The organism is Aeromonas sp. sia0103 (assembly GCF_963895295.1).
In the GTDB taxonomy this organism is placed as follows: domain Bacteria; phylum Pseudomonadota; class Gammaproteobacteria; order Enterobacterales; family Aeromonadaceae; genus Aeromonas; species Aeromonas encheleia.
On sequence record NZ_CAWQKG010000011.1, the window covers coordinates 191,439 to 208,571 of the forward strand.

Below are 17,133 nucleotides of genomic sequence, written 5' to 3' on the forward strand. Positions count from 1 at the left end.
GGCTGGAACGACGGCGGGCACCAGCCCGCCGTCGGATCATCAGTTGGCGACGATGTTGAGCAGCTTGCCCGGTACGTAGACCACCTTGCGCACGGTCAGGCCTTCGGTGAACTTCTGCACCGAGGCATCGGCCATGGCCAGCTTCTCGACCTCGGCCTGGCTGATCTCGGCCGGCACTGTCAGCTTGCCGCGCATCTTGCCGTTGATCTGCACCACCACCAGCTTCTCGGTCTCGACCATGGCGCTCTCGTCGGCCACCGGCCAGGCCGCGACGTCTATGTCCCCTTCCTTGCCCAGCATCTTCCACAGCTCGAAGCCGATGTGCGGGGTGATGGGGTAGAGCATGACCACGACCGCTTCCAGCGCTTCCTGCATCAGGGCGCGATCCTGATCGCCGGTATCCAGCTTGGAGAGATTGTTCATCAGCTCCATGATGGCGGCGATGGCGGTGTTGAAGGTCTGGCGACGACCCACGTCATCGCTCACCTTGGCGATGGTCTTGTGCAGCTCGCGGCGCACCGCTTTCTGATCGCCGGTCAGGGCGGCCAGGTTCAGCGCGGGGGCGGCACCTGCACTGACGTGCTCGAAGGTCAGGCGCCACAGGCGACGCAGGAAGCGCTGGGCCCCTTCGACGCCGGAGTCGGACCACTCCAGGGTCATGTCGGCCGGGGAGGCGAACATCATGAACAGGCGCACGGTATCGGCGCCGTAACGCTCCACCATCAGCTGGGGATCGATGCCGTTGTTCTTGGACTTGGACATCTTGGTCATGCCGGAGTGGATCACCTCACGGCCCTCAAGGTCGGTGGCCTTGGTGATGCGACCCTTGTCGTCACGCTCCACCTTGACCTCGGTCGGGCTGACCCAGACGTTGCCGCCCTTCTCGTCCTTGTAGTAGAAGGCGTCGGCCAGCACCATGCCCTGGCAGAGCAGGCGCTTGAACGGCTCGTCGCTGTTCACGAGCCCTGCGTCACGCAGCAGCTTGTGGAAGAAGCGGGCGTAGAGCAGGTGCATACAGGCGTGCTCGATGCCGCCTATGTACTGATCCACCGGCAGCCAGTGGTTGGCGGCCGCGGGATCCAGCATGCCCTTGTCGTAGTCCGGGGAGCAGTAGCGGGCGTAATACCAGGAGGACTCCATAAAGGTGTCGAAGGTATCGGTCTCGCGGAAGGCTTCCTGGCCGTTATAGGTGGTCTTGGCCCAGGCGGCATCGGCCTTGATCGGGCTCTGGATGCCGTCCATCACCACATCTTCCGGCAGCAGCACCGGCAGTTGATCCTCCGGGGTCGGCACTACTGTGCCGTCGGCCAGGGTCAACATGGGGATGGGGGCGCCCCAGTAGCGCTGACGGGAGACGCCCCAGTCGCGCAGGCGGAAGTTGACGGTGCGCTTGCCCTTGCCGATCGCTTCCAGCTTGGTGGCGATGGCATCGAAGGCGGCCTGGAACTCGAGGCCGTCGAACTCGCCGGAGTTGAACAGCACACCCTTGTCGGTATAGGCAGCGGCAGCAACGTCCGGCACCTCACCCTCGGCGGGCTTGATGACGGCCTTGATCTCGAGGCCGTACTTGGTGGCGAACTCATGGTCGCGCAGATCGTGGCCGGGCACCGCCATCACGGCGCCGGTGCCATAGTTCATCAGTACGAAGTTGGCGACCCAGACCGGCACCTTGCGGCCATCCAGCGGGTGAATGGCGTAGAGGCCGGTGGCCATGCCCTTCTTCTCCATGGTCGCCATCTCAGCCTCGGCCACCTTGGTGTGCTTGCACTCCTCGATGAAGGCGGCCAGCTCTGGATTGGTCGCGGCAGCCTGGGTGGCCAGCGGGTGACCGGCGGCGATGCCCACATAGGTCACGCCCATGAAGGTATCAGGACGGGTGGTGTAGACCTCGAGGTCGCCATCCTGATCGGCTATCTGGAAGTGGATGTTGACCCCTTCGGAGCGGCCAATCCAGTTGCGCTGCATGGTCTTGACCATCTCTGGCCAGCCGTCCAGGTTGTCGATGTCGTTGAGCAGCTCTTCGGCATAGTCGGTGATCTTGATGAACCACTGGGGGATCTCTTTCTGCTCCACCGGGGTGTCACAGCGCCAGCAGCAGTTGTCGATCACCTGCTCGTTGGCCAGTACCGTCATGTCGTTCGGGCACCAGTTGACGGAGGAGGTCTTCTTGTAGACCAGGCCTTTCTCGTGGAGCTTGGTGAAGAACCACTGCTCCCAGCGGTAGTAGTCCGGCTTGCAGGTCGCCAGCTCGCGATCCCAGTCGTAGCCGAGCCCCAGCATCTTCAGCTGGTTCTTCATGTATTCGATGTTTTCGTAGGTCCAGGGCGCCGGTGCCGTGTTGTTCTTGATGGCGGCGTTTTCTGCCGGCAGACCGAAGGCATCCCAGCCGATGGGTTGCAGCACGTTCTTGCCATTGAGCCGTTGATAACGGGAGATCACATCACCTATGGTGTAGTTACGCACGTGCCCCATGTGTAGACGACCAGACGGATAGGGGAACATGGAGAGGCAGTAGAACTTCTCTTTGTCTACTTTCTCCACGGCCTTGAAGGTTTTCTTGGCATCCCAGTGCTGTTGCACTGCTGGTTCTATGGATTGGGGAACGTATTGCTCTTGCATTGGTGACATCCGGATCTGTGAAATGAATAGATAAATCAGCTGGGAAATCCCGATAGAATACCCATATCCTGCGGCGGCAACAACCGCCAGCATCCGCCCCGCCTCGTGCCAGGCACGATCAGGGTTCAGCAGAGGAGTAACGACCATGGACAAACGTCGACAAGGGTACGAAGCCTTCATCGCTCAGCTTAAAAAGCAATGGCAGGAGACCGAAGAGTTCCAGGGGGAGCGCCTCAACCGGATGATCGACAAGGTGCAGGCCTATCTGGAGGCGGCCGGGGATCTGACCCAGGACGAGCTGGCGCTGATCGCCGAGTATGTGAAGCGGGATCTTGGCAACTACGACGAGGGGCGGGCCGAGGCGCCGGAGTCCGCCTTCATGCTGGCGTTGAAGGATACCGCCTGGTCCTGGCTGGCGGACGTGACCGACCGGGCCCAGGTGGAGTGGAGTGAGCTGGCGGAGGAGCTGGAACACAAGGGCATCTACCGGGCCGGCGACTGGGTCGGGCTCGGGGTGCTGGTGTGCGATCACTGCGAATGGCGCCATACGGTGCTACATCCGGAGCGACTCGGCACCTGCCCTGAGTGCGGCGCCAACGAGTATCACCGCGAGCCGCTGTCACCCTGAGTGCCGCCGCTATCCTTGGCAATGAAAAGAGGCGCCCCTAGAGGGCGCCTCTTTTATGGGCGAGCGTTGGCTCAGAGCTGGCGTGCCCAGGGGTGGGCACGGGGGCGCAGCGTCAGCGCCAGCCCGAGCAGCAGGGCGGTCAGGCCGTACAGCGGCCAGCTGCCGAAGCGCAGGTAGGGGGTCGAGCCGTGGGCCGGCCGCACCTCGGTGCGTAGCACCCCGGCCTCGAACTGCGGGATCTGGGCGATGATGCTGCCGTCGATCTCGGTGACTATGGTGATGCCGGTGTTGGTGTCGCGCAGCAGCGGACGGGCCAGCTCGAGGGCGCGCATGCGGGCTATCTCCATGTGCTGCCAGGGGCCTATGCTGGTGCCGAACCAGGCATCGTTGGAGACCGTCAGCAGGAAGTCGGTATCCGGCTGGACGTTGCGGCGCACCTCGTCCGGGAAGATGATCTCGTAGCAGATGGCGGCGGCGAACTTGAGCCCCTTGGCGATCAGGTTCGGCTGCACCGCATCCCCCGGGCTGAAGGAGGACATGGGCAGGTTGAAGAAGGGGGCTATGGGACGCAGCCAATCTTCAAACGGCACATATTCCCCTATGGGCAGCAGGTGGTACTTGGAGTAGCGGTTCTTGTGCTCGTAGTGGTAGGACTGCTTGCCGTCCAGATCCTGTACCCCCATGCCCAGCACAGTGTTGAAGAAGCGCTGCTGCACCGGATCGTAATGGATGATACCCGCCAGCAGGCCGGTGTCGTTCACCTTCATCGCCTTGTCCAGGCTCTCCAGATAGCTGCCCATCTCCTTCTCGATGGCCGGGATCGCGGACTCCGGCCAGATGATGACGTCGGCATCCTGGTTCTCGCGGCTGAGATCCTGATAGGTGCGCACCGTCGGCACCAGGGCCTCCGGATCCCACTTGAGGGACTGGGCTATGTTGCCCTGCACCAGCGCCACCTTGACCGGTTCACCCCGGGTCACCCAGTTGAGCTGCATCAGCCCCTGGGCGGCGCCCACCAGGGCGACGGGCAACAGCAGCCAGGCCGGCTTGCGGCTCTGCCAGGTCAGCCAGAGCGCGGAGGTGCACAGCAGCAGCGCCAGCGTGATGCCCTGCACCCCGAGGATGGGGGCGAAGCCCTTGAGGGGGCCGTCGATCTGGGTATAACCAAACCAGAGCCAGGGGTAGCCGGTCATCACCCAGCCCCGCAGCCAGTCAGCCAGCAGCCAGAGCGCCGGGAAGGCGAGCAGCCAACGGCTCCAGTGGCGGCCGCTGAAGAAGCGGGCAAAGACCCAGCAGGCCAGGGTCGGGTAGAGCGACAGATAGGCCGCCAGCCCCGCCAGCAACACGAAGGCCGCCGGCAGCGGTATGCCGCCGAACTCCGTCATGCTGACGTGGATCCACCACTGACCCGGCAGGAACAGCCCCATGGCGTAACCAAAACCGCGCCAGGCGGCCTGTTTGGGGTTGGCCTTGTCCAGCAGGGCATAGAGCCCGAGCAGGGAGGGGATCACCAGAGGCCAGTAGCCGAAGGGGGAGAAGGCCAGCACGGCGAGTGCGCCACAAGCAAAAGCACATAGGCTTGTCAGAAGTTTCGATTTCACTGGGCTAGGGGCTCGAATTGGGCTGAATAAAAGTTAAGTGGCCGACATCTTAACCGCAAAGCGCGCCAACGGCGAGCCTCCCGGCCATCGGGATTTCGACACCGTATTGAGGCGGGGTTGATGGTGGCGAGCAGGCGAGACGGCAGTGCTGAAATGACAAGCGCCCCTGCAAGCAGGGGCGCTGAATGGTCAGATCATGATGACGCGGGATCAGGACTCGGGCTGGGCAGCCGCGTGATTCTCCGGGATCTTGACCTGAAGTTGCTGCAGGCGACGGCGGTCTGCATGCATGACCTTGAACAGGTAGCCGTCCAGCTCGATCTCCTCACCCTTCTTCGGCAGGTGGCTGAAGGCGTGCATCACCAGGCCGCCGACCGTGTCCACCTCTTCATCGCTGAACTGGGTGCCGAAGAAGTCGTTGAAGTCTTCGATCTCGGTGAGGGCGCTGACCGAGAAGACCCGCTTGCTGATGCGGCGGATCTCTTCCTGTTCATCCTCTATGTCGTCAAATTCGTCGTCGATCTCGCCGACGATGAGCTCCAATATGTCCTCGATGGTCACCAGACCCGAGACCCCGCCGAACTCATCCACCACTATGGCCATGTGGTAGCGCTCCTCGCGGAACTCCTTGAGCAGCCGATCGACCCGCTTGCTTTCCGGCACTATCACAGTGGGGCGCAGGATCTGCTCGAGCTGCAGCGGCTCGCTGGCATGGTGGCCGCCGAAGCCGAATGGCAGCAGATCCTTGGCGAGCAGAATGCCTTCCACATGATCCTTGTCTTCGTTGATCACCGGGAAGCGGGAGTGGCCGGATTCGATGATGACCGGCAGGAACTGGTCCACCGGCTGGGACTTCTCGATGGTCACCATCTGGGAGCGGGGGATCATGATGTCGCGCACGCGCAGCTCGGCTATTTCGAGCACGCCTTCGATCATGTCCTTGGTGTCCTGATCGATGAGGTCTCGCTCCTCGGCATCGGCGATCACGTCCACCAGATCGTTACGGTCTTTTGGCTCGCCCTGGACGCCCTGGAAGAGTTGGCTGAGTTTGTCGAGCCAGGTTTTCTTCGGCGAGCCGGTACTAGGGTGTTCGTCGGTCATTTTTTCTCTTGGTTACTCATTGAACATAGGGGTTCTTGGCTGTGCTAAGTGAGGATGGTCGCAGTCTGTTTCAATACTGTGACCCGCCTCCTCGGCACTCATTCTTCATCGTCAATATTAGGTGTTGGGAAGCCGAGTTTCTGCCGGATGTCGCGCGCCTGCGGTGCGCCATCGCCTCGGCTTTCCGTTCGTATTCAGGCGTCGACCTCATCGTCAAGATAGGGGTCGGGGAAGCCGAGTTCCTGCATGATGTCGCGCTCCAGCGCCTCCATCTCCTCGGCTTCCTCATCCTCGATATGGTCATAACCTAGCAGATGCAGACTGCCGTGCACAACCATGTGAGCCCAGTGCGCGTCCAGGGTTTTGCCCTGTTCAGCGGCCTCGGCCTCGACCACCTGGCGACAGATCACCAGATCGCCTAGCAGGGGCAGCTCCATGCCGGGAGGGGCTTCGAACGGGAAGGAGAGCACGTTGGTGGGCTTGTCCTTGCCGCGGTAGGTGAGGTTGAGCTCGCGGCTCTCCGCCTCGTCCACCAGCCGCACCGTCACCTCGGCTTCATCCTGAAAGCCGAGGAGGGTGCCGTCGAGCCAGCCTTGCAGCTGGGCTTCGGTCGGCAGTCCTTGCTCGTCAGCACAGGCCAGTTGCAGATCCAGGGTCACGCTCATTGGGCACTCTCTTCTCTTGAATTGGTTTTATTGGACTTGGCCGGGAGGGACTCGGCCTGCGCGGCGTCGAACGCCTCGTAGGCTTGCACTATGCGGGCCACCACCGGGTGGCGCACCACGTCTTTGGATTCGAAGAAGTTGAACGACAGGCCATCGACCCCCTGCAGCACCTCCAGTGCGTGGCGCAGGCCGGACTTGGTGCTGCGTGGCAGATCCACCTGGGTGATGTCACCGGTCACCACCGCCTTGGAGTTGAAGCCGATGCGGGTCAGGAACATCTTCATCTGCTCGGTGGTGGTGTTCTGGGCCTCGTCGAGGATGATGAAGGCATCATTCAATGTTCTTCCGCGCATATAGGCGAGCGGCGCCACTTCTATGATGTTGCGCTCGATCAGCTTCTCCACCCGCTCGAAGCCCAGCATCTCGAACAGGGCGTCGTAGAGCGGACGCAGGTAGGGGTCCACCTTCTGGGAGAGATCCCCCGGCAGGAAGCCAAGCTTCTCCCCCGCCTCCACCGCCGGGCGGGTCAGCAGGATGCGGCGGATCTCCTGGCGCTCCAGGGCGTCCACCGCCGCGGCCACGGCCAGATAGGTCTTGCCGGTACCGGCCGGGCCTATGCCGAAGCTGATGTCGTGGCGCACTATGTTGGCGATGTACTGCGCCTGATTGGGGCTGCGGGGCTTGATGAGGCCGCGCTTGGTCTTGACCGTCACCTCCTTGCCATGGGGCTGGCTCGGCGCCTCGTCATCCTGCTCCAACTCTCTCTGTTCCAATACACGGGACTCCTGCACCGACAGGTGCACCATCTCGGGGGTGATGTCGGTCACCTTGCCGCCCTTGAGGGGCTGGGTTTCCACATAGAGGTGCTTGAGGATGACGGCGACGGCGTCCACCTGGGCCTGCTTGCCGAGCAGCTGGAAATGGTTGTCACGGTAGCTGATCTCGACGCCGAGACGGCGCTCCAGCTGCTTGAGATTGTCGTCGAAGGGACCGCACAGGCTGGCGAGGCGCAGGTTGTCGGCGGGCTCCAGGTGCAGGTTCAGGGTCGAGATGTGTCGGCTCAAAGTGTCCTCGTCTCAGCTGTTTCCCCCTCCGGCTGGCGGAGGGGGATCGGGAAATTAGTGGGGTCTGAAGGCCGCGACGCCCAGATCATCGGGCACGTTGTCGGGCCGGCGCGCCAGGATCTCGCTCGGCGCGGTGGCGATGCGCAGATTCATCTCGTCCTCGCCACGGATGAAGAGACCGCGCAGGGAGTAGGGCCGCACGTCGGTGATCTCCACGTCGGCGAAGCCACCGATCAGGGTATGGGAGCCCTCGAAGTTGACCACCCGGTTGTTCTCGGTGCGGCCACTGAGCTGCATGGGATCCATCTTGGAGGGGCCTTCCACCAGGATGCGCTGCACCGAGCCCAGCATGGCGCGACCGATGAGCATCGACTGGTGATTGATCTGGTTCTGCAGCCGGGCCAGGCGGGCCTTCTTCACCTCCATGTCGACGTCATCCGGCAGATCGGCGGCCGGGGTGCCGGGGCGCGGGCTGTAGATGAAGCTGAAGCTCATGTCGTAGTTGATCTCCTCGATCAGCTTCATGGTGGCCTCGAAGTCTTCGTCTGTCTCGTTCGGGAAGCCGACGATGAAGTCGGAGCTCATGGTGATGTCGGGACGGACGCTGCGCAGGCGGCGGATCTTGGACTTGTACTCCAGCACCGTGTGCGGACGCTTCATCATGGTCAGGATACGGTCGGAGCCACTTTGCACCGGCAGGTGCAGGAAGCTGACCACTTCCGGCGTGTCCTTGTAGACCTCGATGATGTCGTCGGTGAATTCGATGGGGTGGCTGGTGGTGTAGCGGATCCTGTCGATGCCGTCGATGGCGGCCACCAGTCGCAGCAGCTCGGCGAAGGTGCAGTGCTGGTCATCGAAGGTCGGGCCGCGGTAGGCGTTGACGTTCTGGCCGAGCAGGTTCACCTCGCGCACGCCCTGCTGGGCGAGCTGGGCGATTTCGTAGAGCACGTCGTCCAGCGGGCGGCTCACCTCCTCGCCACGGGTGTAGGGCACCACGCAGAAGGAGCAGTACTTGGAGCAGCCTTCCATGATGGAGACGAAGGCGGTGGGGCCCTCGGCGCGCGGCTCTGGCAGGTTGTCGAACTTCTCGATCTCGGGGAAGGCGATGTCTATCTGGGCGCCCCGACCTTCCTGGACCTGCTTGATCATGGCGGGCAGACGATGCAGGGTCTGCGGGCCGAATACGATGTCCACATAGGGGGCGCGCTGGCGCAGGCTAGCTCCTTCCTGAGAGGCGACGCAGCCACCCACACCTATCACCAGGCCTGGCTTTTTCAACTTGAGCTTCTTCCAGCGCCCGAGCTGGTGGAACACCTTCTCCTGCGCCTTCTCACGAATGGAACAGGTGTTGAGCAGCAAGACGTCGGCCTCTGCGGGCTCATCGGTCAGCTGATAACCATGGCTGGCGTCCAACAGGTCCGCCATCTTGGACGAGTCATACTCGTTCATCTGGCAGCCCCAGGTTTTAATGTGAAGTTTCTTGCTCATCGCTACTCTTGACTGTTTTTTGTAATCGACAGGGTCAAAGGACCGGGCATTTTACTCCGCAATCCGGGCACTGACTAGCGAATATCCAGCCCGCCACTGGGGCCAGTCCTCCCGCCAGCACGGGCTTTGCCCCTGATTTGGCACGGCAATTCGCCGCCTGTCTCACTGTTTATCGCGCCCCCTTGCGGTATCATGCCCCCATTCGGTTTGGCCCCTCTATCCTTGTCCGGGGCGACCCCTTTCTCAGGAAACTCGCTATGCAACACTGTGATATCGCCATCGTCGGCGCCGGCATGGTCGGTGCCGCCACCGCCTGTCTGCTGGCGAGCCAGGGCCTCAACGTCCGGGTCATCGAGACCCAGCTGCCGGCACCGTTTTCCCCCGAGCAGCCGCTGGATCTGCGGGTCTCCGCCATCAGCCAGGCCTCGGTGGCCCTGCTGACCCAGGCCGGTGCCTGGCAAGGGCTGCAACAGATGCGGCTGTGCCCCTATCGCCGGCTGGAGACCTGGGAGCTGGACGGCTTCGCCACCCGCTTCGATGCCGCCGACCTCGGCCTGCCCCAGCTCGGCTACATCATCGAGAACCGGCTGGTGCAGCTCGCCCTGCTGAAGCGAATGGAAGATTTCCCCAACATCCAGACCCATACCCCGGCGGCGGTGACGCGGCTGCAGCAGAGCGCCGACCACGCCACCCTGCTGCTCGACGATGGTACCGAGCTGCAGGCGCGCTGGGTGCTGGCCTGCGACGGCGCCGAGTCGCTCACCCGCCGTCTCGCCGGGATCGGGGTGTCGCGCTTCGAGTATCGCCAGCACTGCATGCTGATCAACATAGATACCGACTTCGAGCAGGAAGACATCACCTGGCAGCAGTTCACCCCGAGCGGCCCGCGCGCCTTTCTGCCGCTGCCGGGCCGGCACGGCTCCCTGGTGTGGTACGACAGCCCGGCCCGCATCCGGGCCCTGTCCGCCATGAGCAATGAGGCCCTGACCGCCGAGGTGCGCCAGCACTTCCCGGCCCGGCTCGGCGGTTTCCTGGTGACCGGCAACGGCAGCTTCCCGCTGGTGCGCCGCCATGCCAACGACTATCACGCCGGGCGGGTGCTGCTGCTCGGCGACGCCGCCCACACCATCAACCCGCTGGCGGGGCAGGGGGTCAACCTCGGCTTCAAGGACGTGGACTGCTGGGTCGAGTTATTGCACAAGGCCGGCGGCGACTGGCACCAGCTCGCCCTGGCCGGGCGCTACGAGCGCCGGCGCCGTCCGGACAACCTGCTGATGCAGTCGGGGATGGATCTCTTCTACGGGGTGTTCAGCAACGAGATAGGGCCGCTCAGGCTCGCCCGCAATCTGGCGCTCACCCTGGCGGACAGGGCGGGCCCGCTCAAGGAGATGGCGCTACGCTACGCACTGGGGCTGGTATAAACAACGAGGGAGCTTGCACCATGAACAAGGCACTGCTGGTGATCGACTTTATCAACGATCTGGCCCACCCGGACGGGCGCATCGCCGCCTCGGCGGCCCATGTGCTGGAGCAGGATGCCATCACCCACGCCAATCAGGCGCTGGCCCATGCCCGCGCTCAGGGCTGGCTGGTGATCCTGATGAAGGTGGGCTTTGACGGAGGGTATCGGCTGCAACCCAAGGGCTCCCCGATGTTTGGCCGGGCGCACCAGTTCGGCGCGCTGTCGCTGGCCGATAGCGGCACCGATTTTCATCCCGAGCTGGATGTGCAGCCCGGCGATCTGGTACTGACCAAGCCCAGGGTCAGCCCCTTCTACGGCACCGCGCTGGAGCCCGCCCTGCGGGCCAACCGGATCGATCATCTCTACCTGTGCGGGGTGAGCACCAGCTGGGCCATTCAGGCCGCCGCCCGGGATGGTCACGATCGGGACTACACCATCAGCATCCTGGAGGATGCCTGCGCCGCGGCCGATGCCATAGAGCACCACGGCTCGCTGCGGATGCTCGGCCGCATCGCCGAGATCATCAAGGTCGGCCAGCTGAGTTGAGCTCCCGCCGCCGGCATTGCCCACGTCGCTCACATTTTATCCGCCAGCCCCTGTCGAGACGGGTCCGTTTCGAGGCATGATGGGGCTTAGTCGGTGGCCACAAGGATGAGGGCATGGGTTATCAGGGCAGGATCGCGAGCTGGAACCCCCAGCGCGGCTTCGGGTTCATCAAACCGCAGCAGGGAGGGGCCGAAATCTTCGTGCATGTCTCCGCCCTGCACTTCGATGGCAGGGCCCCGGAGGTCGGGGAGCGGGTCTCCTACCTGCTGGGGGTGGGCAAGGACGACAAGCCCCGCGCCCTGCAGGTGTATTTCCCCGATCGGCCCCTGTCTCTGGCGCAGGGAACCGGCCCCGCCAGCGAGCGGCCCTCGCCTGCGCGCAATGAATCTGTCGGCATGGCAAGCCGCTCTGATCGACCGGCGGCACCAAGGCCCCGCCTCCAGCCCTCCTATAGGCGCAGGGGTGACTGGCGTGGCAAGCTGATCCCCCTGCTGGTGCTGGCGGGGCTGTTTTCCATCTACTCCCGCTTCTCGGCCGAGTCGGTCTCGCCCTCCTCAGTTTCCTCTTTCAGTCAGGATGAGGTCAGCAGTTCCCATAGCACGCCACAGGCATCTACCTTTATCCGTCAGTGCGACGGCCGGGTCTACTGCTCCCAGATGACTTCCTGCGAGGAGGCGACCTGGTTCCTAGAAAATTGCCCTAACACCAAGATGGATGGCAAAGGGAGAGGGGATGGCATTCCTTGTGAACGTCAGTGGTGCGGCCATTGAGCCCTCGAGGTGGCAAGGGTCGCTCGGCTGAGCCGAGCGGCCCTTCTTTTGTTCGCCCCGTCGCCATCAGGGGGCGGTAATGGCCTCCGGGTGGGTCTCCCTGACCAGTTGCAGGAAGCGATCGCGGATGGGATCGGCGAAGGAGGGGTTCCACACCAGGCTGATTTCCCACTCGGAGTAGGGCCCGGAGAGGGGGTAGAGGGTCACGTCCGGGCCGGCGATGAAGCTGACGCTGCGCGGCAGTATGGCGTTGCCTATCCCGGCGGCGACCAGGGCCACCAGGGTCTGAATGTCTTCCGCCTCCTGGATCATGCCGGTCAGCCGGTTGGCACCGAGGAAGCTGGCGATCTGCTGGCTGAGGCCGGGGCAGCGATGGCCCACCATCTGCAGCAGCGGCTGATGGGTCAGCGCCCACTCCACATCGAAGCGGGCGGGATCCGGTCTGGTCATCTGGGTCGGCACGGCCAGCACCAGCCGATCGGTCAACAGCCGGTACTCCTGCAGCTGGGGCGCCTCTGGCCGCCGCATGAAGCCGAGCTGCAACTGCCCCGACAGCAGCCGCTCGTGCTGGATGGCCGAGGTCATGTCCTGCAGGTGCACCATCACATCGGGGGCCTGCTGCTTGAAGCGGGCCACCAGCGAGGGGGCCAGTGCGAAGCTCGACAGCCCGAAGCCCATCTTGAGCCGCCCGGCGACGCCGCTCGCCAGTGCCAGGGCATGGCGCTCGAAGCCCTTGCCGTGCTCGACCAGGGCGCTGGCCTGGGTGAGCAACTGGGCACCGATGGCGGTCAGCTCGGCGCCGTGACGGCCCCGGTTGAACAGGGTTGTACCGAGCGTCAGCTCCAGCCCCTGGATCTGCTTGGTCAGCGCCGGCTGGGTGATGAACAGCCGGTGGGCGGCCTCCCGGTAGTTGGCCGTCTCGGCCAGCATCACGAATGCCTGCAGTTGCCTCAGGTCGAATTTCATTCCGTTTGGTTATCCAATGTGGCGATTTAGTGATTATAAATTATCTATCTGCCTTGTTCTAATGGTGTCGTAACGGGCCAACTGCTGGCTTGACCGGGAACGAGGAATCGCATCATGCACACCGAACGCTATCTGTTTTTGCTCAAGGGGAGGCTGATCATGGCCCAGCCGTTGGCCGCCCCGGAGACGGGCGAGCTGCTGATCAGCCTGTTGCAACAGGGCTTCGTGCTCGCCCCCTTGCAGGTGTGGGCGAGCGACACCGAGCAGGCGCTCGCCTGCTACGAGGCGGGGGCCCAGCGCCAGGCACTGGCCGCCTCCCTGTCCGGCGCCGAGTCCCTGCTGGCGGGGGCGACCCCATGAGCGCACAGATCTTGCGGGCCAGGGCCCTGCTGCTGGACATGGATGGCACCCTGATCCACTCCACCGGCGAGGTGGAAACCGTGTGGCGACTCTGGTGCCGTCGCCATCAGCTGGCGCCTGAACCCCTGTTGGCAATGTGCCATGGGGTGCGGGCGCGGGAGGTGCTCGGGACCCTGGCGCCGCATCTGGACCTGGCGGTGGAGCTAGCCCTGCTCGACGAGTTGGAGATCCGCCACACGGGGGCGGCTGAGCCGATCGCCGGGGCCCGCACCCTGCTGGCGAGCCTGCCGGCCGCGCGCTGGGCGCTGGTCACCTCGGCCAGTCAGCGGGTGGCACGGCACCGGCTGGCCAGCGCCGGCTTGCCGTTGCCGAGGCTGTTGATTGGGGCCGAGGATGTGGTGCGGGGCAAGCCGGATCCCGAGCCCTATCTGCTTGGCGCGAGCCGGCTCGGCCTCGCCCCCGCCGATTGCCTGGTGTTTGAGGATGCGGCGGCGGGCATACAGAGCGCCCTGCAGGCTGGCTGCCAGGTGGTGCAGATCGGGGGCGACAAACTGCTCGACAGCCGGGTGAGGGCGCGGCTGCGGGACTGGCGGCAGGTCCGGCTGAGCGAGGATGAGACCGGCCTGCAGCTCCATTTTCCAAACCGGCTGCTCGACTGAGGCTGGGCCCCGACTCTCGCCCTCATCCGCACGGGTATCAGGGGGCGTGCGGCTCCGCGTCGGGGGAGGCCGCAGCCTCCCCCGGCTGGCCGTTCGGCGCCTCGACCCTGTGCTGCTCGACCCGGTTGCGGCCGTTGTGCTTGGCCAGATAGAGCGCCCTGAGCGGTGGGTCCTGGGTGAAGAGGGCGGCGAGCAGATAGCCGATCAGTCCCCCCAGCCAGCCAGGCGGCGAGGCCAGGGGCGGGTAACGCAGCATGATGCCGAGCAGGACGGCATTGGCGGGCCAGAAGGCCGCCAGCAGGTTGGGAGGGCGGGTGAAGATGCCGACGAGCGAAAACAGGATGATGATGGTGGCGACGGACTGCAGGGCAAACAAGGGGTTGAGAGTGGACAAGATGCGCTGGTGTGTGGCCTCTCCCATGCGGCTCTCCTGATGGCGGGTGGTTTGCCCTGAGTATGGGGGCAGCTGGGAAGCTGTGCGCGGACGGGGTGAGAAAACGCCCCCTGGTTGAGGGGGCGTGGATGCTTAGCCGAAGACCCGGAAGCGGACGTCGTCGTCGATGAAGGTCTTGTCACCGGCCGGTTGCTTGATGCTGCCGAAGGGCATCTGGGCGCGCAGCAGCCAGCTGGCGGGCAGATCCCACTCCTTGCGGACGGCCTCGTCGATCAGCGGGTTGTAGTGCTGCAGGGAGGCGCCGATCCCCTCTTGTGCCAGGGCGGTCCAGACCGCAAACTGGGCGATGCCGGTGGCATGCTCGGACCAGATCGGGAAGTTGTCGGCATAGAGGGCAAACTTTTGCTGCAGATCCTGGATGACGGCCCTGTCTTCGAAGAACAGCACTGTGCCGAAACCGGCACGGAAGCTGCCATCCACCTTGGCTTCGCTCTGGGGATAGGCTTCGGGCGGGACTATCTTCTTCAGCTCCGCCTTGACGATGTCCCACAGCTTGTGGTGCTCGGCCCCAAACAGGATGACGGCACGGGAGCTCTGGGAGTTGAAGGATGAAGGGCTGTGCTTGACGGCATCCTGGATCAAAGCGGTCAGCTTTGCCGGTGAATGAGGAACCTGGTCACCCAGGGCATAGATGGTACGACGTACTTTGATCTGTTCGATAAACGGACTGCTCATAACATCTCCTTGATGTGATAAATCATCATCGCCAGGGGTGGTCTTAGAGGCCATCTGGCTCCGATCACTCGAGTCATGGACTATATCACCCTCTGCCCAAGAAACCGTCAACACAGGGTGATGACTGTTTCTACTTTTTATTGATATTCATATGCAGAGAGTGGCATCGCCCATCTGCCATGGTTGATATGGTTTTAATCAATAACCTTGGTAGTTAATGATTTCAATCATTTTTTTTAAAACACTTTCCACCATAGAATCGCTCTCGTATGACATTTTATAGAGGGCGGCATGGCAGGAGAGATCATCAAACAGCGTTACTACTTCCTGACCCCGCTCTCGTTTCTCCTCGGCATACTGGTGCTGGTCGCCACCCTGCTGCTGGCCGTGGCCAGCTACCTGCGCAGCATCGACAAGACGGTGGCCGGCTACGGCCACATGATCAGCTCCATCGAGGCGGCCCTGCTCCACGAGCTGGTGCTGGCCAATCGGCGTCAGCTGGCTGTGCTGGAGGCCTCCCTGGACAAGGCCGCCATCGCCCGTGGCGAGCCGGCCGACAACCCTCTCTGGGCCATCGCCCATCAGATCAAGCGCGACAGCCACTACATCCACTTCTACAGCGTGCGATCCGACCGGATCAGCAGTTATCCCCGCCTGGATCTGCCGGCGGCATACCGGGCCGATCAGCGGCCCTGGTATAAGGTGCTCTCGATGCCGGGGGACGAGCTGGTCTGGTTCGGCCCCTACGCAGAATTTGGCACCCAGCAGCGGATCCTGACGCTGATCAAGCGAGTGAGGGACGCCGACGGCTCGCTGCTCGGCCTGCTGATGGTGGACATGTCGTTCAACAGCATCCAGCAGGCGCTGCGACGGGCCATGGGGGAAAACCAGGCGACCATCTACCTCAGCCAGCGTGGGAGCGGGCGGCTGGTGGTGGGCCACAATCTAGCGTTGTTGCCGAGCGGGCTCTCGACCAAACCTGAGCCCGACGGGATCGGTCTGGACGTGATCCGGCAGGGTCGCCAGCTTCGACTCGAGCTGGCCGACATCGACTGGGATCTCAACATCTATCTGCCCCCCGCCCTGTTTCACGACAGTCTCTACGAGGCGCTGCTGCTGGTGGTGCTGCCCCTGAGCCTGATGCTCGCCACCTGGTTTTGCAGCATCCATTTCTTGGTGCGGATCTTCCGCCAGGAGCAGGCGCTGGTGGCAGGCTCCCTGGATGGCATAGTGCGGGATCCGCTGAAGGTACGCCGACCGGCTCGCCGCAAGCCCTGGTTCGTGCACGGCAGCCTGGGGGAGATCGATATGGTCAGGGCGAGTCTGCTGGAGGGGCAGGATGCCCTGCTGCACGATCCCCTCACCGGCATCATGAACCGGCGTGCCTTCGATCAGCACAGGCTCAGGCTGGAGCAGGAGCAGATCCCCCACTGGCTGGTGCTGCTGGATCTGGATTGCTTCAAGCAGATCAATGACAACTGGGGCCACGGGGTGGGGGATTCGGTCCTCTGCCGGGTGGCGAATACCCTGGCGGCTGAACTGGGGGAGGGCCGGGTCTATCGCATCGGTGGCGATGAGTTCGCCGCCCTGCTGCCCTGGGAGCAGAGCGAGCTGGCGCAGCGCCTCACTACCCTGCTGGTCCGGGTGCGGGCGTTGCAATGGCGCGAATTCATGGGGCCCGTCACCCTGAGTGCGGGGGGCGCCCACTACCCGCAGGAGCAGGGCACCTTGTTCGAGCGCGCCGATGAACAGCTCTATCGGAGCAAGCGACAGGGACGGGACTGCTGGCATCTGTCACCCACTCAATCTGCCCCCAAAGGGGAGGTGGTGACAGTATCTGTCTGAGCGCCACCATGAGAAAGAGAGCCTGAATGCCTGAGAAAGGGGTCGCAGCGGGGATTATTTCCCATGTGACCTTTTTTTTTAATTAATTTTCAGTCTGTTAGCTTGTTTGATTGCGTCATGTCGCGAAGGAGAGACAGTCTGCCTGCCGGCGGAGAGGCCGTTATTTCAGTAGCGGAGTCCGGGACGCTTTGTATAGTGCAGGGAAAAATAATCAATCAGTCATCAGGTTT

Annotated in this window: 16 protein-coding genes; 7 read left to right on the forward strand and 9 right to left on the reverse strand. The window is 63.5% G+C overall.

What is annotated here, in order from left to right:
• Positions 1-39: 39 nt before the first annotated feature.
• Entirely contained in the window at positions 40-2,619 is a 2,580-nt protein-coding gene (gene leuS, locus AACW18_RS03545; protein ID WP_218387853.1) for a leucine--tRNA ligase, read from the reverse strand.
• A 145-nt stretch (positions 2,620-2,764) separates the two neighbouring features.
• Here leuS and AACW18_RS03550 point away from each other — a divergent pair, with 145 nt between their 5' ends.
• Positions 2,765-3,247: a zinc ribbon-containing protein gene (locus tag AACW18_RS03550; RefSeq protein WP_218290575.1), complete on the forward strand. Its 483-nt coding sequence runs from the start codon at positions 2,765-2,767 to the stop codon at positions 3,245-3,247.
• A 71-nt stretch (positions 3,248-3,318) separates the two neighbouring features.
• Here the strand turns inward: AACW18_RS03550 and lnt are convergent, their stop codons facing one another.
• The 5 genes from lnt to miaB all read right to left on the reverse strand — a co-directional run bounded on the left by lnt (position 3,319) and on the right by miaB (position 9,166).
• A complete protein-coding gene (lnt, locus tag AACW18_RS03555) occupies positions 3,319-4,848 on the reverse strand; it encodes an apolipoprotein N-acyltransferase (protein ID WP_218387854.1) in 1,530 nt (509 codons plus the stop codon).
• A 210-nt stretch (positions 4,849-5,058) separates the two neighbouring features.
• Positions 5,059-5,949, reverse strand: coding sequence for a CNNM family magnesium/cobalt transport protein CorC (gene corC / locus AACW18_RS03560; protein ID WP_218387855.1), 891 nt, complete (start codon positions 5,947-5,949; stop codon positions 5,059-5,061).
• A 194-nt stretch (positions 5,950-6,143) separates the two neighbouring features.
• Positions 6,144-6,614: an rRNA maturation RNase YbeY gene (ybeY, locus tag AACW18_RS03565; RefSeq protein WP_218387856.1), complete on the reverse strand. Its 471-nt coding sequence runs from the start codon at positions 6,612-6,614 to the stop codon at positions 6,144-6,146.
• Entirely contained in the window at positions 6,611-7,678 is a 1,068-nt protein-coding gene (locus AACW18_RS03570) for a PhoH family protein (RefSeq protein ID WP_218290578.1), read from the reverse strand. The genes ybeY and AACW18_RS03570 overlap by 4 nt, the downstream gene beginning before the upstream one ends.
• Before the next feature lie 54 nt (positions 7,679-7,732).
• On the reverse strand, positions 7,733-9,166 hold the full coding sequence (gene miaB / locus AACW18_RS03575) for a tRNA (N6-isopentenyl adenosine(37)-C2)-methylthiotransferase MiaB (protein WP_218290579.1): 1,434 nt from the start codon (positions 9,164-9,166) through the stop codon (positions 7,733-7,735).
• Between the two features lie 257 nt (positions 9,167-9,423).
• On the opposite strand from miaB, the gene AACW18_RS03580 reads away from it, so the two are divergent.
• The 3 genes from AACW18_RS03580 to AACW18_RS03590 all read left to right on the forward strand — a co-directional run bounded on the left by AACW18_RS03580 (position 9,424) and on the right by AACW18_RS03590 (position 11,944).
• Entirely contained in the window at positions 9,424-10,587 is a 1,164-nt protein-coding gene (locus tag AACW18_RS03580; protein WP_218387857.1) for an FAD-dependent oxidoreductase, read from the forward strand.
• 20 nt (positions 10,588-10,607) lie between these two features.
• Positions 10,608-11,174: a cysteine hydrolase family protein gene (locus AACW18_RS03585; protein WP_042652744.1), complete on the forward strand. Its 567-nt coding sequence runs from the start codon at positions 10,608-10,610 to the stop codon at positions 11,172-11,174.
• A gap of 113 nt (positions 11,175-11,287) precedes the next feature.
• A complete protein-coding gene (locus AACW18_RS03590; RefSeq protein ID WP_218387858.1) occupies positions 11,288-11,944 on the forward strand; it encodes a cold shock domain-containing protein in 657 nt (218 codons plus the stop codon).
• A gap of 66 nt (positions 11,945-12,010) precedes the next feature.
• On the opposite strand, the gene AACW18_RS03595 is transcribed toward AACW18_RS03590, so the two are convergent.
• On the reverse strand, positions 12,011-12,910 hold the full coding sequence (locus tag AACW18_RS03595) for a LysR family transcriptional regulator (RefSeq protein WP_218290582.1): 900 nt from the start codon (positions 12,908-12,910) through the stop codon (positions 12,011-12,013).
• Between the two features lie 114 nt (positions 12,911-13,024).
• Here AACW18_RS03595 and AACW18_RS03600 point away from each other — a divergent pair, with 114 nt between their 5' ends.
• Together AACW18_RS03600 and AACW18_RS03605 are read left to right on the forward strand one after the other, a co-directional pair.
• Positions 13,025-13,270, forward strand: coding sequence for a hypothetical protein (locus tag AACW18_RS03600; RefSeq protein ID WP_042652741.1), 246 nt, complete (start codon positions 13,025-13,027; stop codon positions 13,268-13,270).
• Positions 13,267-13,929, forward strand: coding sequence for an HAD-IA family hydrolase (locus tag AACW18_RS03605; RefSeq protein WP_218387859.1), 663 nt, complete (start codon positions 13,267-13,269; stop codon positions 13,927-13,929). Before AACW18_RS03600 ends, AACW18_RS03605 begins: the two co-directional genes overlap by 4 nt.
• Positions 13,930-13,966: 37 nt before the next feature.
• Here AACW18_RS03605 and AACW18_RS03610 read toward each other — a convergent pair whose 3' ends face one another.
• Both AACW18_RS03610 and AACW18_RS03615 read right to left on the reverse strand, forming a co-directional pair.
• On the reverse strand, positions 13,967-14,350 hold the full coding sequence (locus AACW18_RS03610) for a hypothetical protein (RefSeq protein WP_218387860.1): 384 nt from the start codon (positions 14,348-14,350) through the stop codon (positions 13,967-13,969).
• A gap of 105 nt (positions 14,351-14,455) precedes the next feature.
• Complete coding sequence (locus AACW18_RS03615) at positions 14,456-15,058, reverse strand: nitroreductase family protein (protein ID WP_218387861.1); 603 nt, start codon at positions 15,056-15,058, stop codon at positions 14,456-14,458.
• 291 nt (positions 15,059-15,349) lie between these two features.
• Between AACW18_RS03615 and AACW18_RS03620 the strand changes: the two genes are divergently transcribed.
• Positions 15,350-16,903: a GGDEF domain-containing protein gene (locus tag AACW18_RS03620; RefSeq protein WP_042652737.1), complete on the forward strand. Its 1,554-nt coding sequence runs from the start codon at positions 15,350-15,352 to the stop codon at positions 16,901-16,903.
• The last annotated feature ends 230 nt before the right edge of the window (positions 16,904-17,133 follow it).